Consider the following 24349-nt stretch of genomic DNA (forward strand, 5'->3'; position numbering starts at 1 on the left):
AATTTCTCAACTTGGAGTTATTCCCTCTCTGTCCACTATTATTCGCTCCAAATCTGCTCTTTATCCCTTGGGATTGTCTTGGCAGCCAGATTAACTGCTACCCCTACTTATTGAGCCGATACGCAGCAACCATGACTGGATCAAACATCTTCGATCGAAGAAGCGAAAATCACGACGAACAGATTGGGGATAGCTACCAGCAGAGCGGAAACTTCGGCATCGGTCACATGAGCGGTGGCACGATTCAGTCCGGTGCAAAAGTAGCTGGGGTCATCAACGAAGCCCAGCAACGGAACCTCGCTGAAGCTGCTGCTGAAATTCAGCAATTACTCGAAAACTTGGAAAAGTCCCATCCGGCTAATACAACTGCTGGCAAAATGGCTATTGCTACCGAAGCCATTTTGCAAATTGACAGCAATCCGACGCTAGCTGCTCGAATCCTCAGTGTCCTAAAAGCTGAGGGCATTTTGGCCTTTGAACAGTTGCTCAACCATCCGGCTGCCAGTTTTCTCGTCGGTGCGTTGGCGGATTGGCAGGAAACGAAGGAAAGTTAACCTCAAGATTGTATAGAGGTGGGTTTGGGTTTCATTATTATTTCAAAAATTCTTTCTTCTTGTCTCTTCTATATTTCAGTGCTAAGAATATGAAAATTGCTGATATTGTTTCAATGACTATCGCCTTTCTCAGTTTAGTAATATCAATTCTGACTGCATATTTTGCTTATTTGAAGCCCTCTCAAGGTAGAATGTTGGTGGGCAGAATTTTTATAATTGCAAATACTTATTTAGATACAGAACTTGGAAGAGAATGGGGCGGATTATCTTTTATATTGCCAATCACCTTCTCCAACTGGAGTCCTAAAGGAAGCTCAATCGAAGAAATAAAATTTTTAATAGAACGTAAAGAAAATCCTACTAAATGTTTTGACATTGCCTGGAATAGTTTTGTAAAATTCTTAGATGGGGGTAGTCGATGGGAAAGTGACACGATGGCACACCCACTGGCTCTTCAATCTCAATCATCTCTAACTAAATTTGTTAGATTTGATTGGAGTCCTCTTAGAGGAGAAAAAATAGAAATCAGAGAAGGGTCGTACACCTTAAGAATCTATGCGTGGACAAAAGCTCAAGGAAAACCTCAGTTGAGGGAAAAAATTGATTTTTATTTAACAAAAGAAGATGAATCTTTGTATCAAAAAAGTGTGATGAATAATCAAGTTCTTCCTATTTACGTAAATCTGGGTCAATCTAAATCACCTAATCAAGTTACAACGAGACAAGAAAGTTTGTCAAAGTACGAATAAATTTAATAAGTCCTCGATTCAATTGCAATAAGGAGTTACTCAGTTATGTCAAATCAAAATCAGCCCGATCCTGAGAATGTTGGTATTAATGTTTCCGGTGGTCAAGCGTATGGATACAACCAGAGCGGAAACTTCGGCATCGGTCACATGAGTGGTGGCACAATTCAGTCCGGTGCGAAAATCGCTGGAGTTATCAACGAAGCCCAGCAACGGAACCTTGCAGAAGTTGCTGCTGAAATCCAGCAATTACTCGAACAACTGGAGAAGTCTTACCCAACTAATACTACGATGGGCAAGATGCAAATTGCCACTGAAGCCATTTCGCAAATTGACAGCAATCCAACGTTAGCTGGTCGAATCCTTAGCGCCCTGAAAGCTGGAGGCATTTCGGCATTTGAACAGTTGCTTAACCATCCGGCTGCTAGTTTTGTCATCGGTGCGTTGGCAGATTGGCAGGAAACTAAGGGAAGTTAACCTCAACGCGCTCTCTCTGGTGGCGCTGAGGTTGCAAGTCTCTTAGCTTATTTAAGCTCCGGATCAGTTGGTGCGAGTTTTTGCTGAGTAGTTTGTTCTTTCTGCTTCGCCAGCAGACCATCGAAGTAAATTTGTGTTCCGATTCCTGCAATTATTGCCATCAGCAAAACGAAGATGACTGCGAAAAACTGCCACCCAAACATAAAGCGTTGTGCATGGTCTATGGCATAAAGCAGGAATTTGGGTACTCGCAAAACCTCATTTTGTTTGCAAGGGCTCTGCGATGGCGCTTCATTAATAGTTCCAGCCAGTTTGTCGGTGCCGATTGTTCCATTGTTTGCACCCACACCAAAGTTGCCACTCTGATGGGTAGAGTTAGAACTAATTGTGATGTTACCATTAACTCTGCCGGAGACGATCGCGCTGCTATCAGATTGACCGACACGGATTGACTTGTTGGTTGAATGATTTTTAGAACGGTTCTGCATCTTCAATCTTCTCCTGTTAATTAGTTGGATTGGGTATTAATATTTCCGCTCACATTACCGGAATTTAAAGCTGTGCCTATAGCTTGTTCCACCTCGATAGAGTTATCGTTAATTATATTCCGACTGAAGTCAAAAATCAGCGGTTTGGACTCTTTCTCATTTAGAATCTCATATAATTTGATAATAGCTTCATCTATAAACTTTTTTTCACCTACAAAAAACATAGAAATGGAACCAGAATTCATTTCAATCGTAATCCCATACTTTTCTATGATTTGAACTCGATTTATTATATAGTCACACATTAAGAAAATAAATAATGCCATTGGCAAGGGAAATACATTTATATTGACGGGGATAGTTGCCAGACCAATTCCTAGGAATATCCAGTACCAATTAGGTAGTTTTTTTGTCAAGGTTTGGGATTTTTTGCTAACCTGAACACTGCTGATATTACGGATATAATAAATAGTGTTACGAGCAAGCAAAACTCTACCTACAAACACGAGCTTTGTTTGATTTTCGTCCTCAGAACCAGTTGTCGATTGGGTTGGCATTTTTCAGTCCTTAGCGTTCGCTAAATCTAGAATCTCATAGTAAATCCAGGTTAAATATTCCATTTATGTTTTAGTCCGCGTAGGCAAAGGCAAGCTTGTGGAGTAGCTTTTTTAAATGCCGAGTCCGCTATAGCGCTAGTCCATTAGAATGATTCTCAATGAAAAATGGTTTTTTCCGTGCTGGATAATCGACGATTTACTGTCTCAAACCTAATGATTTTAGCCAGTAAATTATACCGTAGTTGCGGCTACGGGATTCTTATAGATCCCGTAGCCGCAACTTCTAAGAATCCCCCAACTTTCTAACCGGGGAAGATATCAACTGCCGAAACTTCTTCTTAAACTTATTCTTATACACGTAGATCGATCGCTGCAAATCCTCAACTTGCAGCGACACCTCCGCAGCCAAACCCGTGCGGTTCCAAGCATCCTCCTGACACTTGCGGCGGCAAAAATTCATCGGTTCCGAGTAAACTTTAGATGTCGATAAAGTCGGCTTCGGCCCGCACCAGTGAATCACAGTCGCCGACTCGCGATCGCCCGCAGGCCCGTTTTCTGCCACCGGAAACTGCTTTCTCAGCAAATCCTGGTCAAAATCCGGCACCAATAACTGCATATCCACATTCTGCACCCGCAGCCGATTTTCTTGGGCCGCTCGGAAAATCATAAAGTTCAAAAAACCCATTTCTCCGTACTTAAATATCCCCGGATTGACCTCCGTAAAATCTAAAATTTCTATGTATTCTTCCAAGCTAAAAATACCGCGTTTAGCAAAAAAAGTACCCGTGCAGAAATAGTTCGATCGCGATTCGGCCCACCGAAAGTTCGGGAAATGCTTTTCAACGCCCGGAATATCAAAGAAAAATTCCGAAACATCAGCATCCGAGTAATCGTAACAAGGCTTATCTATCGTAAAATCAAATTCTTTAAAATTAGCCAATTTCAGAACATCGCCCCAGACGATTGTATCGGCATCCAACACCATAAAATTCGACCAAGGGCTTTCCCAGAAAGCAATCATTTTAGTTTTGCCCCAGCCAAAACTCCTCTTTCTGAGAACCTCTTGGGAAACGTTTGTGCGATCGATAACTCGCACCCCGTAAGACTTTTCCAAAGCACTCACAGAAAACGTACCGTCAATCAACAAACAAATCGGTACATCTCCCAGGAAATATCGAATGCTAGCACAGCAACCCTTAGCAAACAGATAATCCTGGTCGCAGCAGGCAATAATAATACCAAAATCTTCCATAACTCTCACTCTTTTTCTAACTTGCCAACCCACAGCATTTGGATTGTTTGTTTTTTCGGCACATCTATTTTCGAGTTGTGCATTTTTGCCAGCTTAGCACTAAAATTCTGCGTTCGCCCGTAAACAAAAACATCGCTAAAACCGCTGGGAATTTTGGGTATCGCGGGTGCGTCTAGCAACTGAGCTTGACGGCGTCCTTCGGGGTCAAGCAACACCAATTGCCACATCACTTTCGGCTCTAACAAATGACTCACTGACAGTATATTTCCCAGAGTGACTTCCGAGATATCACTGACAACCAGCGGCTTTGGAGCACGATCGATCCTCCGAGCAATTACGGGATTTTCCCGGCCCAATTCCTTCGTCCACCAAGTCTCGGCTTGAGAACTAACAGCATTCGACAACACAGATCCCGTTAGCAGTACAACTGTCAGAACTTTCCACATCTGCCGTTTCCAGCTTGGCACGCCCAGCGCGCTAATTTTAGTCGCTAACAGGTAAGCCACAGATATTTGCATCGCCAAATAAGTCGGAAATAGGTAGCGAGGTTTAGTCGATCGGATTCCTCCCAATATAACATCTGGAAGCATCACTGCCACTGCTGTCACCGCCATCAACACCAGCAAAAACAGCCAAACCTGTTTCTTTGTCTCACAACACAGAAAATAAACCGCATACCCCACGATTGCCAATAAAATCAAAGTCGCTGCCATCAAGGCAATCAAAGATATTGATGCAGCCTGAGAATTTAGCCCAAAATCCCAAAAAATACGACCGATATTTCCGCTCCAATTATTAACTAAAGATAGCAGGCTACTGTCTCCATTCGCCCAACGTGTTGCCTCCGTTGCCGCTTTTTCGTTCACTACTAAAATTGCTATCCAAGGCAGAAAAGCTAACAAAGACAAAGCACTTGCTATCAGGTAATTAACTACCTTGTCAGTCAACCTACAACCTTCGATGACGCATACATAAATTACGTGTCCTAAGGCAACTAACAGGCTAAACAAGTGAGTGTAAAATCCCAGAATAGTTGCTACTGCGTAAATGCTCCAACTCAGTTTAGTTTGAAGCCGCATTGCTCGCAACAGAGACGCACAAGAAGCCAAAACCAGCGCCGGCCACAAACTGTAGGGACGAGCTTCTTGAGCGTAAAGCACGTGCAAGGGAGAAACTGCTAGCAATCCCACGGCTATCCAGGCTACTTCCGGTGCAGGAAACAATTCTCGGCACAGCCAGTACAGAGCGGGAAAGGCTAACAAACTCACCCAAACTGAGAAACTTCTGGTCGATAAAGGAGAATCACCGAATAGTTTTCCCCAATACTTGACTGCCAGAAAATATAGAGGTGGCAGTTGAGGTTCTTCAATGGCAATACCTTTAATTGTATCGCCAAAATTTTTTGCGGGATTGGAGCGCTGATATTTCATCAAATCTTGTGCGCCGACTAACTGAACGCTGCTTATTTCATGCAGCACTTCTGTTTGCGTGTATCCCGAAATCCGCAGGGAAGTAAATACTTCATCATACCAATAAAACTTTGTGTCGATGTTGGTGAATCGAAAAAACAATCCTAATATCAATAAGATAACTACTAAGAAGCCCAGTTTGCTTTTAATCAAAGTCATAGATGGAAGGTGTCACAAAAGATAGATGCTGCGCCTCAATGTAACATACCAGAGCGAGGTTGAGTGGATTGCCAAACCTACAGGTTGTAATACCAATTTAAAAAAAGAATGCAACAGTATTCTTGTCCCCCCCCTGATTCATGGGGTTAGGGGGGGGGTCAAAGAGTGTTGCACAATTTTAGATAAATGGTATAAGATCTCCCTCTAATAATTTGTGAGCCTTATTTATTCTGTTAGCAGTCAATGGGGAAAGTCGAGGAGACAATTTTTACTCTGATACACCGTTTTTTTTACTGCGCGCGAATAGCTCGAAGCAAGTATTTTCATCCATTTGACCGGGTTGATGCGTCCAGGAATGCTGAAGGATCAATAGCTCCTTGTTCGGTAGCATAAATCACATACAAAAGGTGATTTGAAAGACATCGGCTGTGCCAAAAAAATAACTGGCTGTAAAACTCCTTCGCAGCGAGGGAACAAAACTTTAATTTTAGGTCACAGATATTCAGTCGGCTGCCACTGTCAGACTACAAAAAAATGTGTTAAAATAGTGGCAAATTAATAGTGGCAAATTAAACCCGCCGAACGGGCTATCTCAAAAATGCCGATCGCCCTGGCAAGTCTCGGCCCTTGGGCGCATCAGAACACCCAAATTAGTCAAGACTGGTATTTTGCTCCCACGGGTGCATCTAGCAGCGTTTAACCTTTCGTTCCCCACTGCTGGCGGAAAAATAACCCCGTCCGGGCCGCGAGGTTTAAAGTTAGGTTAAAAAGCTTGACATAATAGGATCGAAAGCTGTATAAGGAATGCGACAAGCAGCCCTAATCCTACCGATAACTGTCTGTTAACTCAGACATAAGCAAGGACTATCAGTATTTGTCAGTTTGAGGCTAATTGTGGTCTAACCCCTACCACCAGTTGTCGATCGCCCTGTCGGAGAAAGCAACTCAAGCAAGTCTGGCGATCGAGAGATGAAATTAGCAAGTGATGGTATAATCAAGCGTAGTGTAAAGTGGGCTTGACCTGAATTGAGGTCTAGGCCGTAAAAAGGGCCAGCCTTCTACGTTCAAGCAGGAACTATACACGCCTACTGTGCATCAACAGTTATCGATAGGTTCTATTCTGTCAGTTATCAGAAATTTGGGTTTAAAACCCCGTCCTTCGCTCGACGGCTTTCTGCTATAGTATTCGTAGGTTGCTGACCGTGAGAACGTGAGGAAACAGGTTGAACGTCCTCCTGGGCGATCTCAAAATCTTTAACCGTCAATGGTAAAAACCAAATCCACACGGTAAGAGCAAATAAAAATCAAATAGCGTGGGACACACGCGAATTTACGCTTGGGGAGTAGTCCGTAAGAGTGCTTGCTGTAAAAGGTGTAGTCGGACTAGACATGAAACTGTAAGACCAAAACTGACATTGTTGGTAGAGGCACGATTCAGCCCAAGAATCCTCGTACCTTGATAGTCGAGGAGTGTCAATGTCAACAGGCAATGAACCACAAAAAGTATCAGTTGGGCATTGCCGATCGAGTTGAATCGAGTTGAATAGAGTGTGAAGGTGTGAGGAAAATGAACAGAACTTTTTGGAATTTACTTCTAGTATCCCCGGCAATTCTGGGGCTATCATCAGTCGTCAGTACCGCTGCGATCGCAGCCGAAACCGCGACCGCAACTGCTGAAGCCAACCAGGTAGCAACAGCACAGCCATCTGAGTCAAAAATTGTAGAACCAGTTGCAGCAACCCCTGCTGCCCCAGAAAAGCTGGCTTTAAACAGCATCGCTCCGGCGGCCGAAACTGCTGAAGCCAACTCCGCAGACGCCGAAAAACTGGCAGCAATCGCACCAGAAACCAGCGCCACAGAACTGCAAACAGCAGCGATCGACATCAATGCAGCAGCGCCCATCGCCCCCGCCACAACAGCGGCAGCGATCGCTCCCCTACCTGCTGTCACCACAGCCCAACCATTGCCCCAAGCCTCAGACTTGGCAGTGGAAAGCACCCCGACAGCAACCGCCAAAACTGAAGTGCCAGCAATTGCTAGCACCCCAGCCGCCAAGGTAGAAATTGCTCAGACAGCACCCGCAGGCATGGGCGGCCCGATCGTCCCAGCAGCACCCCAAGCCCTGCCCGCCGAACCATCTGGAGCCATGTCCCAAGTGACATCGGTCTCTCAGCTCTCCGACGTGCGGCCGACAGATTGGGCATTCCAAGCCCTGCAATCCCTAGTCGAACGCTACGGTTGTATCGTCGGCTATCCCGACGGAACCTACCGCGGCAACCGCGCCCTGACTCGCTACGAATTTGCAGCCGGCGTCAACGCTTGCTTAGACCAAGTAACCAAGCAAATTAGCTCGGCAACATCGACCTTCGTCACCAAAGACGACTTAGCCATCCTGCAACGCCTGCAAGAAGAATTTGCAGCCGAACTCGCTACCCTGCGCGGACGAGTAGACGGCCTGGAAGCTCGCACCGCAGAACTCGAAGCCAACCAGTTCTCCACCACAACCAAACTGGCAGGAGAAGCCATTTTTCTCGCCAGCGACAGCTTCGGAGATGGTGTCGGCAAGCACGACGACAAAACTACAACCACCCTCGGCTACCGGGTGCGGTTGAACTTCAACACCAGCTTCACCGGCAAAGACTTGCTCAGAACCCGCTTGCAAGCTAGAAACATCCCCAACTACGGTGCAGCCACTGCCACTAATACGAACATGGCTCGCCTCGCCATCACCGGCGAAGACGGCAGCCAATTCTCCCTGGATCAATTGTGGTATCGCTTCCCCGCAGGCAACGCTACAGTCTGGTTCGGCCCGAAAGGACTGAGGCTCGATGACGTTGCTGAGCTGAATGCTCCCTTGGAAAGTCCTGGCACCGGCGCTCTCTCCGCCTTTGGACGTTACAACCCAGCAGTGTTCCGCGGCCCCGAAGGAGCAGGTGCTGCTCTGAAATACAACTTCGGCGCCGTCAGAGCTACAGTAGCCTATCTCGCCTCCGACGGCGACGCTCCCAACCCAGCTAATGGTCGGGGCGTTTTCGACGGTTCTTTCAGCGCTTTGGGTCAGCTCAACTTCTCCCTGGGCAAATTTATTGACATTGGTGCAACTTACAACCGGAAATACAATCGGGGTGGCGATGTTGCGATCATGGGCAGTACCGGGAGTTCCTTGGCTAACCGTCCCTTCGGTCAAATATCCACTGCATCAGATAACTTTGGCGTACAACTTAACCTCAAACCCAGCCCGCGCTTCCAGTTGGGTGGTTGGTACGGTTACACCAAGGCTCACCAAGAACGTGGCGCAGATCGAGACGCTACTATTCAAAATGGTGCTCTTTTCTTGGCCCTGCCAGATTTTGGCAAGCCTGGAAACCTCCTCGGTTTTATTGCCGGCGTACCGCCAAAAGTTACTCAGAGCGATGTCAGAAGAGACCGCGACACCTCTTATCACTTAGAGGGTTTCTATCGCTTCCAAGTTAATGACTTTATTTCGGTGACACCGGGCGTTTACGTGATTCTGAATCCAGAACACAACAAACAGAATGATGATATCTGGGTAGGAGTCCTGCGGACAACCTTTAGTTTCTAAGGTTTCCCGATATCTAGTTAGAGCTAAAAGCGGCAGGTGACTGCCGCTTTTAGTTTTTGGTTATGGGTCAATACGCTTGAGATCAGAAGACCCGGGCGGTTGAAACCGCTTCTATACAAACAAAACCTGCCTCCGCAGGTTGAAGAGTGAACAGTTAACATCACATTTATGCAGATCAGAAGACCCGGGCGGTTGAAACCGCTTCTATACAAACAAAACCTGCCTCCGCAGGTTGAAGAGTCAGAAGACCCCGGCGGTTGAAACCGCGTCTATAAAAACAAAACCTGCCTCCGCAGGTTGAAGAGTCAGCGGTTAAGATCGCATTTATGGACACAAAATCCACTCCCAGAAGACCCCGGCGGTTGAAACCGCGTCTATAAAAACAAAACCTGCCTCCGCAGGTTGAAGAGTCAGCGGTTAAGATCGCATTTATGGACACAAAATCCACTCCCAGAAGACCCCGGCGGTTGAAACCGCGTCTATAAAAACAAAACCTGCCTCCGCAGGTTGAAGAGTCAGCGGTTAAGATCGCATTTATGGACACAAAATCCACTCCCTGCGGGTTGGAATTCTTGATTTTCTTTAGCGCTCTTTCGTCACTCTCGTCATATAAAAACCTGGAACTTTTACACCGAGAGACTTTCCCCTTTTGAGCTTGAGGTATGGGTTCCTATCAGTTTGCGATCGCCAGATTGCCCATTGAGTATAAGTTTCATCAGTTGGCTGCAATTTTTATTTTTCTGGAGTGACAAAAGAGCGTTAGTCCGCGGAGGCGGACTTCGTTTGTCTAGACGCGGTTTCAACCGCCGTCTGCCTCTACGAACCTATTCGATCGCCCTTGAGCCAGCAAGATTAGGAATTTTGGCGGCAAATCCCAAATACGGATGTGTAACCGTGCAGAAATGTGCTGCCGCCGACGGGGCCGATTTCGCCGTTGCAGAAAAAGCCGCTCAAGGGGATGTTTTTGAGGTATCGGCCGAACAGTCGCGAGTCAAAGTTCGATTGACCGTAAAGCCCTTCCCCGCGCCCCAGACAGGAGAACATCAAGGCCCCGGCGCTGGATTTACCTCTGTCCTCGGCTGCCCGCTGATGCCTAGAGAGCAGCATTTCTAGGTCTTCTGCGGAGGTGCGGGCGTCCCGCAGGTGAAATTGGATGCGCTGTCCGGGACGGACTCGATCGCCGATCGCAATTGCCCCCACTTTCGGATCTACACCTAACAAATTGCGGATTAAAAAATCCCCAGGCTCTAATGTCATCTTGAATTCATCGCTGACTAAGCCGACAAATAACGAGTGCTGCGCTAATTCTCGATCTGCTTCGCTCAAAGTTTGAACTAACTCTCGCAGGGCGTCTAAGGGCGATCGCTCGATGCCCCTGCTGCCCATATCGTCGGTTTGTTCTTCGAGTTTCAGCAAAATATTGCGCTCTCCTTCCGTCACCCGATAGGGATGCCCGATCGGTCTACAGCCTTGCGCGACGATCGTTTCCAGAACTATATTCCCGCTCAAAGCCACTCCCACCGTCCCTTCTCGGTACAACTGATAGTCGCAAAACAGCGCCGCACCTCTGCCCGCACCGTCCCCGCCGGCCAGTCCTCCTACCTTCGGCGCGCCCGGATAGGCATAATCGAGTCCTTGGAGCAAATCGTTAATTTGTGAGGAAAATGGGTCTGCCAAGATGATAAACTGCGGTTCTTCCTGGGCTGGGACACCTAAGACATTCACCCAAGTATCCGGGGGACTATCCAAGTCCGGCAGTTGTTCTGCACCGACGTGAAATGTTCTGACGTTTACTCCCGGTAAGCGGGCTAAACTCAGGCTGACTGCTGGAGAACCCTCAACTTCTTCGGTGAGCCCGCCCCGGTTCGTGCCGATGACTCCTCCCCCACCGCAGCCCAAAATCGCGGGCACGGGCAGCAGTTCTCGCAGTAAAGGCATCAGCCGAGAATACTCGCTAGCAAAGGCAGATGAGATAAAGATCAGCGCTAAATCTGCCGGGCCTTGTAATTCGCGATCGGCTTGTTCTACAACTTCTTTCAGGGCTGATTCCAAAGACGGACGGGTTGATAAAGCACTGACCCATTGCATTTGGTGTTCGGTGTACATAAGGCAAAGTTCTCTATAAAAACTATTTCTATACTTAGGCTAACCGTAACAGGCCACTGGCGGGACGGTTTTCTGGGGCGATCGATTCCCCTCCGAGTCCGCGATCGTGTTAACATAAGTTAACATGAGTCGAGACTCAATCTGTTTTGTGTTAAAAGCCACGTTCAGCAAAATCTTAAAAGATAAAGCTCAATACAGTTTGACACACCAACTTCGTGTAATGTTTTCATCAAAAGTCAGGTCGGCTCAACCTGCATTCAGGCCTGTGGACTAGAACCCGCCGACGGGATCTCAGTAAAGCAGGAAGTAAAGACGGCTGCTGCGATCGCAGTGATGGATGATTTCTATCTGGGCTGCCACAGCAGCACATCTCAAGCTAGTATTAGTTGAGATCGCCAGACAGAAACGGCAAGTCAAACACAAGCTAACATCCAAAAAGAAAACCTTTCATACCAAGAACTTATGACAACAACACCCGCAGGCAACATCGAAGAAAAAATTGAAGAAGAACTAGAAAGCGCTCGTACCGTCTGTGACTTGAAGGGCGCTACTTCCGGGGAATGTGCAGCAGCCTGGGACGCAGTTGAAGAACTGCAAGCTGAAGCTTCCCACCAAAAGCAAGTCAAACCTAAGAATTCTTTTGAAAAGTATTGCGACGACAATCCTGACGCTGCTGAGTGCCGCATCTACGACGAATAAACGAGCAATTTAGCTCTCTCCCTTCGATCCCGCGCCAAAATTAACTTTTGGCGCGGGATTTTTTCATCAGTTTATCAATTACCTTGGCAAGAAGACCGGGCGGTTGAAACCGCGTCTACACAGACAAAACCCGCCTCCGCGGGTTGAATAACCGACGCTTAAAATTACGCGATCTTCTTCTTCAGTCCCTCTGAGCTCGGACTTCGTTTTTATAGACGCGGTTTCAACCGCCGTCTTATCTTATCTCTGATTTTTGAGCGTTTTTGTAGTAAAATCTGTCACAAATAAGTAAGTATATTTTCCCAAAGATGTTTAGTCTTTTATTGGCAGCCACCAGACCTTGGTTTCAACCACTTGTGTGGATGGATTACCGGTTATCTGTGTTATTAACCATTTCGATCCCGCTGGTAGTGCTGATTTGGGCTGTTTTTGCCAAAGCTGACGCGATCGCCCGTTTGTTGATGATTTATTGGCGGGTGGCGAGTTTGTTGGCAATTACACTTTACCTGATGATGGCTGCACTGCCTGTAAGCTTTGTGTCGTCGGTGATGGGGAGGGCATTGATTCCTGCTTGTCTGTGGTTTTGGGAAGACTTAAACGACGAAATTGCCGATCGACCGCAGTCGTCTTTAAAGCTGGCTTTTACAGCTTGGCGGTGGGCGATTACTGTTTACAGCGGTTTGGGCGCTCTAGCTCAAATTCCCTTCTTAACCTGTGCCTTTAAATCTCAAATACAAGTAATTGACGAACCTTTTTGCAGCATTTGGTTTGACCCGCCTTGGCTGTACAAACAGATGTTTCATGCTAAGGCAAGCCCTCAATTTTTGGGATTTCTGGGATTGACTGGTTTAGCAATTTATGTAGTTTACTTATCATACTTTGTCCTAATTAGATTGGGAAAACAAGGCAGATCCGCTACAGGGAATTAAGTTGATTTCAAGGAAGTATTTGCTTCCTAAATTCCTGTTAATCTATTCAAAAAAACTCAGAAATAAAAAACGGGGCAAATTTACGGAAAAATAAAAACAATAAGAGGATGGTAGAAGTGGGTGTAATGTTAGTGGAAAAGACTGTGATTGATAGCAAAGAAGCATACTTACAATGCTTAGAAAAGCTGATTTGGGCGATCGCTCGCCTCAACGCAGAAGTCGAACCAACCGAACTAGCTCGGATTGCCGAACTTATAGTTCAGCCAATGACAGGGCCCTGGCGGTTTTTCCATACTCCCGAACATATTTTTGAGGTGGGGGGAAATGAAGATGCGATCGAGGTTTTGGCAGCTTTATTTCACGATATCGTCTACGTACAAGTCGATCGCAGCATTAACTTTAACGTCAGCTACTACATCACTCCTGTTACCAAAGAGGTTAACAAACAGCTACGGATTCGGGAGCAATCTGAACTCCCTGCTGATGCTACCTTAGAAATGGTAATGCTCGTATTCGGTTTTGTACCCGGAGAAGTGCTCAATCCCTTCGCCGGACAAAACGAATTTCTCAGCGCTTTAGTTGCAGCAAAATCTCTCGAACCATTTCTCAAGCCCGAGCAATTGCTTCAAATTGCCGCCTGCATTGAAGAAACAATTCCGTTTCGCTCCGCCGAGTGGGGAGTAACCGCAACTGGGCGCCTTTATGACCGCTTGCAAGCAATAACTAGCCTGTTGCACCTCAGTTTAACTGATGAGCAAATACGGGAAACAGTGAAAAAAGCTGTGCGAATTGCCAACCGGGATGTAATTAGTTTTGCTCACGAAAGTTCAGCCCATTTTTTGGCAAATACCTGGAATTTATTACCGGAAACTAATCACAATATCACCAGCTACGGTTTTTATACCGTTCGCGACTACCGAGTTGCTTTGCTGAAGATGGAGGGTTTTCTGACTTATCTCCAGCCCGAGGTGATTTTTCGGCAGTTTGAGGGATTCCCAGACGATCGCACATATCAACGCTGGGAAACTACTGCTAGGTACAATCTCGAAATTGCCCAGCTTTATCTGGGGTGCAAACTGGCCGCTATCTCCCTGCTGGAAGCTCTTTCTTCAGGTTTGGGACTCGATGTTTCTCTGGCCATGATGATGGGAGAATTGCCAGATAGAGCCGATAAAGGCATCCGTCTGGAAAGCTTTTTTCCTGAAATAGAGAAACCTCGCCAACCTCAAACTCTTTTAGAAACAGAAGTATTCAATTTATTAGAAAATGGGCGGGCGAAAAGCACTTCTAATACCGATTTGGAAAACTCCCCCCTAGCAACGTTTATGGTCAAAATTGTCGGATTTGACGAAATGCGCTATCAGTGCGATCGGGCTAAGCAATTTTTTAGGGCAAATCTGGAAGCCGATGACTTTATTACCGACTTTAACCCCATCGTTACAGAAATTGTCGTTGACTCAATTCTTAAGTTGTTTGAAACCCGCAAATCTACTATCTACCGATACTACGATATCACTTCTGAGTTAAAGTCCAAACCCCAGACCAATTTTCCGGTACGCCTCTCTCAATCAAATGATTGACTCGCTCCAAATACAGTGCCGCCGTTTTATCGTCAGGATTAACGGCTAAAACTTGATAAAAACAGATTTTAGCAGCCTTAAATTCGTGAGAGCGATAATGTTCTAAACCCCGTTCAAAATCAGCCTGAGTTTGTAACTTCATTTCCCTAAGCAACTCTGTTTCTGCATCGAGGACTTCATAGATAGAAATTGGCTGCTGTTTGCCCTTAACAATTACTCTATCTAAAAAACGGATTTGATACTGTTCGCGATCCGTCAAATTATCCAAAACTTTCTCAGAAATTATCAAAGATACTCCATATAACTTAGTGAGACTTTCCAGACGAGAGGCTAAATTGACATTATCCGAAAAAGCATCTCCCTGCATTCTCTCCGCTTCCCCAACTATACCCACCATCATGTGACCAAAATGCACTCCTACGCCGACTTGAATCGGTGGATCTCCGCTGTGTGCGCGATCGGCATTATATTCGTACACTTGTTGCAGTTTAGCGATTCCACCTTTGACAGCATCGTCAGCACCGTTGGGAAAAACAGCCATCATCCCATCTCCTAAATACTTGACAATAAAGCCGTGATGTTCTCTAATTTTTGGACTTACTTCTCGCAGGTAATCATTAACAAAGTCAAAGTTTTGTTGCGGAGTCATCGTTTCGGAAAGGGCAGTAAACGAGCGAATATCGCTAAACATGACTGCCATTTGTTTGCTGACATGATTCCCTAATTGGATATCCACAATGCTTTCTTTTTTGAGAAAGTCTAAGAAAGCATCGGGGAAAAATCGCCCGTAGGCGCTATTAGTTTGCGATAAATTGATGTGAGACTTAATTCTGGTTAACAGTTCGTCTTTCGAGAAGGGTTTAGTTAGATAGTCATTCGCTCCGAATTGAAATCCTGATATTAAGTCTGATACTTGATTTTTGGCAGTTAGCATCACTACGGGCAACTCGTGAGATGGGTATTTCTCTCGCAGTTTGGCGCAGACTTCATAACCAGACATTCTGGGCATCATGATATCGAGAATGATTAAGTCAAAATGCGTCCCGCTTTCCAAGAGTGATAAGGCTTGTTCGCCATTGAGCGCCTGAATCACACTGTAATTTTGTAGAGAAAGGTGATTGTTTAAAACTTGCAGGTTAATTGGATCGTCGTCAACTATCAAAAGTTTAAATTTTTCGACTTCTAATAGCGCAGTGGTTTGCTCTAATGGATTCGGAGCGGGTTTAGGCAAATTCCAATCGCAGGATAAATAAGTTTTATTTCTGTTATTTGCGGATTCAGAATCCTGAATTGGCGCTGCTAGCTGCTGATTTATTCCGGATTCGCTAGGATGAATGGTTTCGGGAGAAAGAGGTAGGGTAAATGTGAAACGCGAACCGATGTCGATTTGGGATTCTGCGTATATTTTGCCGCCGTGGAGTTCGACAAATTGTTTGGAGAGTGTCAAACCTAAGCCTGTGCCCCCGTATTGCCTAACTGTGGAACCGTCGCCTTGTTCAAATGGTTCAAAAATGCGATCGAGATTCGCGACAGAAATTCCGATTCCTGTGTCGGAAACCGTGACAGCTATTTGAAAATCTGGGTTTGATTCTGGGAGATTTGACGGGGACACTCCCAGAGATGTTTCGCCGTCGGTATCTACAATTGCTGCTGATATTTTTATCGTGCCGGATTCCGTAAATTTAATCGCATTTCCAATTAAATTGTAGAGGATTTGTTGCAGCCGGTTTTCGTCTGCTAAAACTAATGGCAAATCTGAATCGATGGCATTAATTAATTGCAAATCTTTGCCAGCCGTTAAATGTTGGCAAACGGTAAGAATCACTTCGACAATCGACCTCAATCCTACACTCTGAAGCTGCAATTCTAGTTTCTGATTTTTGAGTTGGGCAAAGTCGAGAATATTGTCAACAAGTTCGTTGAGCCGCCTGCCGCTAGCGGCAATCATTGAGAGGTTTTGTTGTTGAATTTCGGATAACATTCCGGTGGCGCCGTCAATCATTGATTCGGCAATGCCGATCATTCCGTTAAGGGGAGTTCGGAATTCGTGGGAAGTGTTGGCTAAGAATTCGTCTTTGAGTTTGTCGAGTTGCTGCAATTCTTGATTCTGAGTTGCTAGGGTAGCGAAGGATATTTGCAGTTGAGATGCCATGCTGCTAAAGGATTTGGCTAGCTGGCCTATTTCGTCGGTGCGATCGAGATCCAGATCTAGTGTGTGTTCCCATTCGCCTTCGGCAAGGTTTTTGGCTGCTGCGTTTAATCGCAGAATTGGCTTTGTGAGCGATCGCGCTGTCAAAGTTCCAATAATTATTGATAGAAATAGGGCACCGATACAAAGTAAAATAGTGCTGCGGGTGTTGCTGTTGATTTCATCCATGAAATCGTTTTCTGGAATTACTACCACCACCAACCAATCCAGTCCTACCTGGTCTTTATAGGACATAATATGTATAAAATTAGATTGATTGTTAAGTTTAAATTGTAGCTTTTGTGGTGGTTCAACTAAGCTCAAGTTGAAACTACTAATTATGTGTTTTGCTGCCGATGCAGTTAAGGTATTTGTGCTATCAATTGCTGGCAAGCGTTGCAATTTGCCACTGGCGTCAGTAATGTACGGTTTTTCCTCCGTCGAACTGCCTACTAAAGCGCCCGATCGCTCCATAATAAATACCTGACCCGATCGACTAATTTTGATTTTTCTGAGAAAATCGCTAATTTGACCCAAAAGAATATCGACGGCCATGATGCCGCGAAAGTCCCCCTGAGTATCATAAAATGGCTGAGCCACCGTGATGCCCAAATCGCCTTGAAAAAATGTATAAATCGCAGTCCATATCGGTGATTCGGCTGCGGTTGCACCAATATACCAAGGGCGATTTCGCAAATCATAATTTGGGTCAAAACGCAACAGCTTCGTTCGATCGCCAAAAGCATCCAGCTCATAAAAAGAACGTCGAGGAAAGTTTTCTGTAATTCTGGCAACTAATTGACCAAATTCTTCTCGACTAACTCCAATAAACTGACCTTCTTTCGTCCCTAAATAGATTTGACGCACCGATGAAAATATTTTTACCTGCTGCCAAAACGAGCGTTCAGTTTCTCTAAAATCTTCAGGTTTCAGTTTCCCAAGTTGAGCTGCACCTGCGTTGAGTTGGACGATATTGTAAGGTTTTTCTAAGTAATGGGCGAGGTGTTCTTGAATGCGCCCACTGATTTCGCCCTGCAAGTTGTCTGCGAGTTTTTGAACTGCTTGTTGTCCATTTTTGAACGACAAATATCCAACTGTACCGACTACAGCGAAAGTTTGCACGACGAATGGTAATGTCAGCGCTAAACCGAGGGGCACAGTACCAGATATTTTTGCGATCGATCTGCTAATTATTTTCACTAACATAATAAATAGTCTAACTTCTCTGAGATCCAGCCCAAATCCGCAGATTGTTGCATTTGAGCGTAATTAGTAATTTAGTTTGAGCTAATTGGCGATCGCGAATTCCGCCCAAATTAGCGATACTGGCTGCATGATGTAATAAAAAGCACCGAGTCAAACATAGGCAAATTCCCCGATAGAACGCATTGTACCTCATGATATAAATCTCCGCTACACAATTATTCCCTGCAACTTTACATAATTAAGTGCGGCCTCATAGAATGTCTAATTAAGTCAACCCTCAACCCTCAACTCTCAACATCCATCTGTTACATCCATTAAAATATATTAGCCAACTTCCTTTCTTGTGTCACTCATCTAAGCTACCTCAAACAAGCGTCACTAGAAAAAGCGACTGTTAAACCGCTTTTCCCCACAGCTACAACTGGGGAATAGCAAGTTCAACAACTCGCAAACAACCAAGGTCAAATCAAAAAACCATGCAAAGTACAAACGCAATTCACATTAAATGACCTTCCCGCCGTTATTGTTACTTACTACCTGCAACTATGCCGTTATCAACAATGAAAATGTCCGCTAACTTCAGCGACGGTTGAATGCCAGCGGAGCTTGTTGGGCAATTACTGATAGAGCATTCAACGGGCTTATTTCCCGCACCACTATTAGAAGTTTGTTACAACGGCAGATGAGCGTGGGAACGCTCAAATATTGATAGCAGCGCATCTAAACTTTATCGCATACAATCGCCAAGTTAGATTATGTTTTGCAATATAAATATTAATCTTGGCAGTAAACCATCATTCACAATTGAATTAATCATGTATAAATCTGATAACTTTTGTTACCGCCTAATTGTTGGCAGTTTAGCAGGCTCGATTATGATTTCACTTACTTTTGGCATGACACTCTCTGTCATGGGCAAGGAAATCCCTCCGCTTTTTGTTGTGATTGGCAGTAATGCGATCGGCGCCATCTCCGGTCTGCTAGCTCCTTCACCTTCAGAAAAAGAAGCAGAAAAAAAATAGGTTGTTTGTGCAGCAAGTCTATTCAACCTTACTGACTAGGTAAGTAGTTGCGCTTCTGCGCGCTCTTTATAAGACAATACAGTTGACTTAAGAAAAATCTGACTTGCCCAAAATGGCTATATTGCCAGAAAATCGTCAGATTAAATTCATCAAAAGCATTAAGTAAACCGTATTGAAATACAATCCACTCCATCAAGAGAAGAGTTTTGAACCACAGAGGGCGCAGAGGGCGCAGAGGGCGCAGAGTATTGCGAGGGTTTTGGATGTCGTAAAAAAACCTTTTATCCCTCCCCTCTCTGTGTTCTCTGTGTTCTCTGTGGTAAAATATTCTTAATATCTACTTCACCTCTTTATAATCCAAAAATCGTCAGATGAAATTCATCAAAAGCGTTAAGTAAACCGTATTGCTTTATAAGATTAGGAAAGAGCGCGATGAAGCGCAACTACATACCTTGGCTCAAGCGCGCCATATCGAGAAAATCCCCAGATCTTAATAGTTGGGGATTTTCGTATTTGAATATGTCATTAAAAAATAGTTGCGAGTAGCGATACTTAAGCTAATTTGAACCCAAAAATCCCGATATTATCTTCGTCAATATAAAATATTTTTTTATATGAAATAACCAAGCACTATCTCAATACGCTAAAGAATTGGTTGAAAGCCTCTCTCTTTGGCGTAGAAATTAAAATCAGACGATTCATTACTCCAATCCTCGGACTTCTAGGTAGAGGTCGCTATCCCAGGTCAACTGTCAACTGTCAACTGTCAACTGTCAACTGTCAACTGTCAACTGTCAACTGAACGAACCTCCTTTCTTCTGTCACTCATCTGAGCTACCTCAAACAAGCGTCACTGAAAAAAGCGACTGTTAAAGCACTTTCCACCACAGCTACAACTAGGGAATAGCAGGTTCAAACAACTTGCAAACCACTAATCCCCAATAAAACCATGCAAGCCACAAACGAAATTCAGGCTCAATTACCGATGTGCTCTTCCTTGCCCACACTGCGACGAAATGATAGCAGCCCTGCCGCCAATAAAGACGTGCGCTATCTCCAACAATCCTTAGTTAAAAAAGGATATCCCGTAGCAACTGATGGATTCTTCGGTGCCAAAACCGAACAAGCAGTCATCAACTTTCAAAAGAAAAATAAGATTACTGTAGATGGCATTGTTGGCCAGCAAACTTGGACGAAATTAGGCGCTTGCGTTAGCGAACCTCCTTGTTAAATCACTGCCAACATTTGCCCGCACTTTTTTGTCGATCGCAATTTGCAAACAATAAATGGAGAATCCAACCATGCAAACCACAAACGCAACTCGCCTTGAATTACCTTCCTGCCGTTATTTTCCCCTACTCCAACGCAACGATGCTGTCACCCAAAATGAGGATGTCCGCTACCTCCAACGACTTTTAAATGTCAGTGGAGCTTCCCTAAATACTGATGGATCGTTCGGCGCGAAAACCCAACAAGCAGTCATCAGTTTTCAACAGCAACAAAAAATCGCTGCTGATGGCATTGTCGGCCCGAAAACTTGGAATAAATTGGGCGTTTGTACAACTGTATTTTAAAGTTTGTACTACCATATTTTAAACAGAGTAGGGCGTGCCGTGCGCGCCCTATCTTTTATAGCAACCGCACCCGACGCTGAGAACGTTTTTAAATGCTGACACCAATGCGATCGCTTCCTTCTCTCCTCCATAACTCAAGTCTTCTTGCGGAATCCCTATTTTTACCCTCCGAGTGAAGCCGAAGCGAACCCTCTTCCTTAGAAAAGCCACCTACTTTTCCGCCCCGTCTTCCACCCCAGACCACCCCTCGGGTACTCCATACATTCGATACTTGCGAGAACGCTTGAAATATAGCGTGGCTACCAGATCCTCAGGATTGATTTCTAAAATATTCTCAAATACTTTTTGAGCAGCAACAAATTTTTTCTGGTAGTAAAAATTGAGAGCTTCTTGAAAAATCTCCGCAGTTTGCTGTTTGAGGAGAATGCTTTGTTCTGTTTCTGCATCATAAATTTCAAACACCGACACAGCAGTTGTCTTTCCTTTCACCGTTACTCGATCGACAAATCTGTAGTTGTATGTTTCTGAATCGTCCAGGCGATCGATAATTTCACCGCTAACGAGAATCCCCGAGCCGTAAACCTTAGTCAATCCTTCCAAACGAGACGCGAGATTTACCGCATCAGAAATCACGGTACTTTCCATCCGTTCTCGCTCGCCAATTGTACCCAACATCAAATTGCCCGCGTGCAAACCAATGCCGATCGCGATCGGCAACAAGCCGTTTTGTTCTCGCTGCTCGTTGTAGATACTCAATTCTTTTTGCATATCAATTGCTGCTCGCACACCATCTGATGGAGATGTCGGAAACAAAGCCATCACTGCATCGCCAATATATTTATCAATAAACCCGTTGTTTTCCCTGATTGCAGGGCTAACCCTTCCCAAGTAACTATTGATAAATGCAAAGTTTTCGGCTGGTGTCATCTGTTCTGAAAGTACCGTAAAAGAGCGAATATCAGCAAAAAGTACAGTCATATTCTTTTCCTGATTGTCGCCTAATTTGACTTCAATAATACTCGGTCTTTCAAGCAACTTTAAAAAATCGTGCGGCACAAACTTGCCGTAAGCTGCATTCAGTTTTGCGAGACTAATTTGCGTCTTGATTCGGGCTAACAATTCCTTTTTGATAAAAGGTTTAGTTATATAATCATTCGCTTCTGAGTTAAAAGCTTCTACCAAGTCACTCGTTTGATTTTTGGCCGTCAGCATCAGAATCGGCATTTCCAAAGGTGAGTATTGTTGGCGAACTGCTCGACAGACTTCATAACCAGTCATCTGCGGCATCATTACGTCGAGTAAAATCAAGTCGGGCTTAAATCCTGATTCAATCAGATTTAAAGCTTCTCTACCGTTGATCGCTTGAGTGATCGCATAGTTTTCCAGAGCGAGATTATTGATAATGACCTGAATGTTAATTGGTTCATCATCGACCACTAAAACTTTTACTTTTTCACCTTCTTCTATCAAGTCCATTTTGGTTAAGATAGTAGAATTTACTAGAGATAATTCGGGGTCTAATTCAGGAGCGATTAAAATCTCCTCGCCCTCGGTTAAACCAGGTTGTTTGCTGCTAAAATCGGGCTGACTCTCTGAGACGGGTAAAGTAAATATGAATTGGGAACCTACGCCTACACTTGAAGATACCGAGATTTTACCGCCGTGTAATTCCACTAATTTCTTGGCAACAGCCAACCCTAAACCCGTCCCACCATATTCTCTAGCAGTGGAACCGTCAGCTTGTTCAAAGGATTCAAAAATTTGCTCTAATTTATTTTCGGGGATGCCAATGCCTGTGTCGGATACAGTAATCGCCAATTGGGGATTAGGTGATGATTCTTCATGGCTCGCTATCAATGCTGCTGAAATCTCAACTGTGCCGCTTTCAGTGAATTTAATCGCGTTGCCGATTAAGTTATAAAGTATTTGCTCCAAACGATTCTCGTCGGCTGCTATTGGTGGCAATTCCGGAGCAACTGAGTTAATCAATTGCAATTTTTTTGTGCCTACCAATGGCTGACATAATTTGAGAATCACAAAGACGATTTCTCGGAGGTTGACTGACTTAGTTTGCAGTTCAAGACTTTTGTGTTTGAGCTGAGAAAAGTCGAGGATATCGTTTATTAAAGAAGCCAATCTTTTTCCTGACGATGCAATCAAAGCTAAGTTGAAATTGGTCGTTTCTGGCAGTTTCCCGGTAGCACCGTCTATCAAAGATTCTGCAATCCCAATAATGCCGTTGAGGGGAGTGCGGAGTTCGTGGGAAGTATTGGCTAAGAATTCGTCTTTCAGTTTGTCCAGTTGCTGCAATTGGATATTTTTAGCTTCTAAGGCACTAAAAGATGTTTGCAGTTGTGCTGCCATGCTGTTAAAAGCAGTAGCAAGCACGCCCAACTCGTCGGAACGATCGAGCTTGACAGTTCTGTCAAATTGTCCTTGAGACAAATCTATTGCTGCATCTTTTAATTTTAAAATTGGTTTGGTAATCCAGCGAGAAGTGCAAATTCCGATCGCAGTAGCTACAGCCAAAGCTGCCAGACATAGCAAGATTGTAGTTCTATTGCCGGCATTTATTTGTTCCATAAAATCGGCTTCTGGAACGACGACGACAATGAGCCAATCTAAACCTTTGCCATCTTGGAATGGCATAACTTTTAAAAATTGCTGCTTGCCGTTGATTTCAAAATGGATTAGTTTCGATTTGGTAATTTGCTGCAAGTCTTGAAAGTGACTTTCTAAGTATTTAGCTGTACTCTGGGTTACGATATCGCTGCTTTCTTTGACTTGAAACTGTTGTTTTTTACCGTTTTTGTTGCGGAAAGGTTTTTCTGGGGTGGAAGTTGCCAGCAGCGTTCCCTTTCTTTCGATAATAAAAGTTTGACCGGATTTGCCTATTTTGAGGCTGTTTAAAAATTCACCGATACTGTCCAGACGCAAAGCCGTAATTAATACTCCGTCTAGCTGTTTCTGGTTGTTGTAAACTGGTTGCAGCGCGCTGACAAGCAGTGTGGGTTCTAGCAAGGAGACATCAACTGAACTCCAAGTGGTTTTGCCTGCTACAGAGGCATCTTTGTATAAAGGGTTCTGTCGGATGTCGAAGTTTTTGATGGTGGCTGCTATTTTTGTGCGATCGCCACTATCATTAGTATTGTAGGAATAAAAATTAAATTTGGTAGACGGGCCGGAGGCGTTAATCAATAAAGTCCCATTCGACATCTTTTCGCCAGTGCGGTATTCTCCATTGCGATTGGCGAAGGAGGTAAAATTGATATAAGGATATAATTGCACTTGCCGCCACAGATACTTTTCCCAAGCTGGCAAGTCTTTGATGTTCACAAAACCCAGCTTCAGTGCATCCAGCTTGCTTTGATTGATTTGGTGCGGAGTTTGCAAATAAGTTATCAAATTTTGCTCGATGCGATTGCTCACTTCCCCCATTAACTGATCTGCAAGATCGTTCACGGCTTTTTGAGAGTTCTTAAATGATAAATATCCCACAATTCCCACCGCTGCAAATACTTGCAAGACAAACGGAACTATGAGTACAGTTTGCAGCGGCATTTTTCCTGAAAGTTTGGCAGCTAAGCGATTAAGAGAAAAAGTTGACATAACATTAATTTAGATTAAAAGACACGGTTTATAGTCGGAGGGAAGCTACACCGCTGTTAAGTATTGTAAACCTTGTTGTAGTTGAACAAAAGTTACACAATAACAGCCTGATTCTAGGTTGTTTCCTGAATCGCTGTCAAACCTGAGATTT

General features: G+C 44.6%; 19 protein-coding genes. 10 read left to right on the forward strand and 9 right to left on the reverse strand.

The window, feature by feature from the left end; all coding sequences use genetic code 11:
• Positions 1-131: 131 nt before the first annotated feature.
• The 3 genes from QZ938_RS26165 to QZ938_RS26175 are packed head-to-tail and all read left to right on the forward strand — an operon-like array spanning position 132 to position 1777.
• On the forward strand, positions 132-554 hold the full coding sequence (locus QZ938_RS26165) for a hypothetical protein (protein ID WP_293354378.1): 423 nt from the start codon (positions 132-134) through the stop codon (positions 552-554).
• Entirely contained in the window at positions 530-1303 is a 774-nt protein-coding gene (locus tag QZ938_RS26170; protein WP_293363479.1) for a hypothetical protein, read from the forward strand. Before QZ938_RS26165 ends, QZ938_RS26170 begins: the two co-directional genes overlap by 25 nt.
• Before the next feature lie 45 nt (positions 1304-1348).
• Positions 1349-1777: a hypothetical protein gene (locus QZ938_RS26175; protein WP_293354382.1), complete on the forward strand. Its 429-nt coding sequence runs from the start codon at positions 1349-1351 to the stop codon at positions 1775-1777.
• A gap of 47 nt (positions 1778-1824) precedes the next feature.
• Here the strand turns inward: QZ938_RS26175 and QZ938_RS26180 are convergent, their stop codons facing one another.
• The 4 genes from QZ938_RS26180 to QZ938_RS26195 form a co-directional block, all read right to left on the reverse strand.
• Complete coding sequence (locus tag QZ938_RS26180; protein WP_293354384.1) at positions 1825-2265, reverse strand: hypothetical protein; 441 nt, start codon at positions 2263-2265, stop codon at positions 1825-1827.
• 20 nt (positions 2266-2285) lie between these two features.
• Entirely contained in the window at positions 2286-2822 is a 537-nt protein-coding gene (locus tag QZ938_RS26185) for a hypothetical protein (RefSeq protein WP_293354386.1), read from the reverse strand.
• A gap of 283 nt (positions 2823-3105) precedes the next feature.
• Positions 3106-4074, reverse strand: a complete 969-nt coding sequence (locus QZ938_RS26190; RefSeq protein WP_293354388.1) for a hypothetical protein — start codon at positions 4072-4074, stop codon at positions 3106-3108.
• A 5-nt stretch (positions 4075-4079) separates the two neighbouring features.
• Entirely contained in the window at positions 4080-5702 is a 1623-nt protein-coding gene (locus QZ938_RS26195; RefSeq protein ID WP_293354390.1) for a glycosyltransferase family 39 protein, read from the reverse strand.
• Positions 5703-7269: 1567 nt separating this feature from the next.
• Between QZ938_RS26195 and QZ938_RS26200 the strand changes: the two genes are divergently transcribed.
• A complete protein-coding gene (locus QZ938_RS26200) occupies positions 7270-9285 on the forward strand; it encodes an iron uptake porin (RefSeq protein WP_293354392.1) in 2016 nt (671 codons plus the stop codon).
• A gap of 852 nt (positions 9286-10137) precedes the next feature.
• Here the strand turns inward: QZ938_RS26200 and QZ938_RS26205 are convergent.
• On the reverse strand, positions 10138-11391 hold the full coding sequence (locus tag QZ938_RS26205; RefSeq protein WP_293354394.1) for an FIST N-terminal domain-containing protein: 1254 nt from the start codon (positions 11389-11391) through the stop codon (positions 10138-10140).
• 291 nt (positions 11392-11682) lie between these two features.
• Positions 11683-11826 (reverse strand): hypothetical protein, encoded by a 144-nt coding sequence (locus QZ938_RS26210; protein WP_293151350.1) that lies wholly within the window; start codon positions 11824-11826, stop codon positions 11683-11685.
• Between the two features lie 27 nt (positions 11827-11853).
• On the opposite strand from QZ938_RS26210, the gene QZ938_RS26215 reads away from it, so the two are divergent.
• The 3 genes from QZ938_RS26215 (at position 11854) to QZ938_RS26225 (ending at position 14599) form a co-directional block, all read left to right on the forward strand.
• Positions 11854-12090, forward strand: a complete 237-nt coding sequence (locus QZ938_RS26215) for a Calvin cycle protein CP12 (RefSeq protein WP_293151347.1) — start codon at positions 11854-11856, stop codon at positions 12088-12090.
• Between the two features lie 308 nt (positions 12091-12398).
• Complete coding sequence (locus tag QZ938_RS26220) at positions 12399-13019, forward strand: DUF3177 family protein (RefSeq protein WP_293151344.1); 621 nt, start codon at positions 12399-12401, stop codon at positions 13017-13019.
• 125 nt (positions 13020-13144) lie between these two features.
• Positions 13145-14599, forward strand: coding sequence for a hypothetical protein (locus QZ938_RS26225; protein ID WP_293354396.1), 1455 nt, complete (start codon positions 13145-13147; stop codon positions 14597-14599).
• Here the strand turns inward: QZ938_RS26225 and QZ938_RS26230 are convergent.
• Positions 14532-17993 (reverse strand): response regulator, encoded by a 3462-nt coding sequence (locus tag QZ938_RS26230; protein WP_293151342.1) that lies wholly within the window; start codon positions 17991-17993, stop codon positions 14532-14534. The genes QZ938_RS26225 and QZ938_RS26230 overlap by 68 nt on opposite strands.
• Positions 17994-18003: 10 nt before the next feature.
• The gene (locus QZ938_RS26235) at positions 18004-18186 is read right to left on the reverse strand and encodes a hypothetical protein (RefSeq protein ID WP_293365655.1); all 183 of its coding nucleotides are present in this window, start codon (positions 18184-18186) and stop codon (positions 18004-18006) included.
• Between the two features lie 622 nt (positions 18187-18808).
• Here QZ938_RS26235 and QZ938_RS26240 point away from each other — a divergent pair.
• The 3 genes from QZ938_RS26240 to QZ938_RS26250 all read left to right on the forward strand — a co-directional run bounded on the left by QZ938_RS26240 (position 18809) and on the right by QZ938_RS26250 (position 20589).
• Positions 18809-19015: a hypothetical protein gene (locus QZ938_RS26240; RefSeq protein WP_293151338.1), complete on the forward strand. Its 207-nt coding sequence runs from the start codon at positions 18809-18811 to the stop codon at positions 19013-19015.
• Between the two features lie 949 nt (positions 19016-19964).
• On the forward strand, positions 19965-20246 hold the full coding sequence (locus QZ938_RS26245; protein ID WP_293354398.1) for a peptidoglycan-binding domain-containing protein: 282 nt from the start codon (positions 19965-19967) through the stop codon (positions 20244-20246).
• Between the two features lie 70 nt (positions 20247-20316).
• A complete protein-coding gene (locus QZ938_RS26250; RefSeq protein WP_293151329.1) occupies positions 20317-20589 on the forward strand; it encodes a peptidoglycan-binding domain-containing protein in 273 nt (90 codons plus the stop codon).
• 210 nt (positions 20590-20799) lie between these two features.
• Here the strand turns inward: QZ938_RS26250 and QZ938_RS26255 are convergent, their stop codons facing one another.
• Positions 20800-24198, reverse strand: coding sequence for an ATP-binding protein (locus tag QZ938_RS26255; protein ID WP_293354400.1), 3399 nt, complete (start codon positions 24196-24198; stop codon positions 20800-20802).
• Between the last annotated feature and the right edge of the window lie 151 nt (positions 24199-24349).

It is taken from the genome of Microcoleus sp. CAWBG27 (genome assembly GCF_020883145.1).
GTDB lineage: Bacteria > Cyanobacteriota > Cyanobacteriia > Cyanobacteriales > Microcoleaceae > Microcoleus.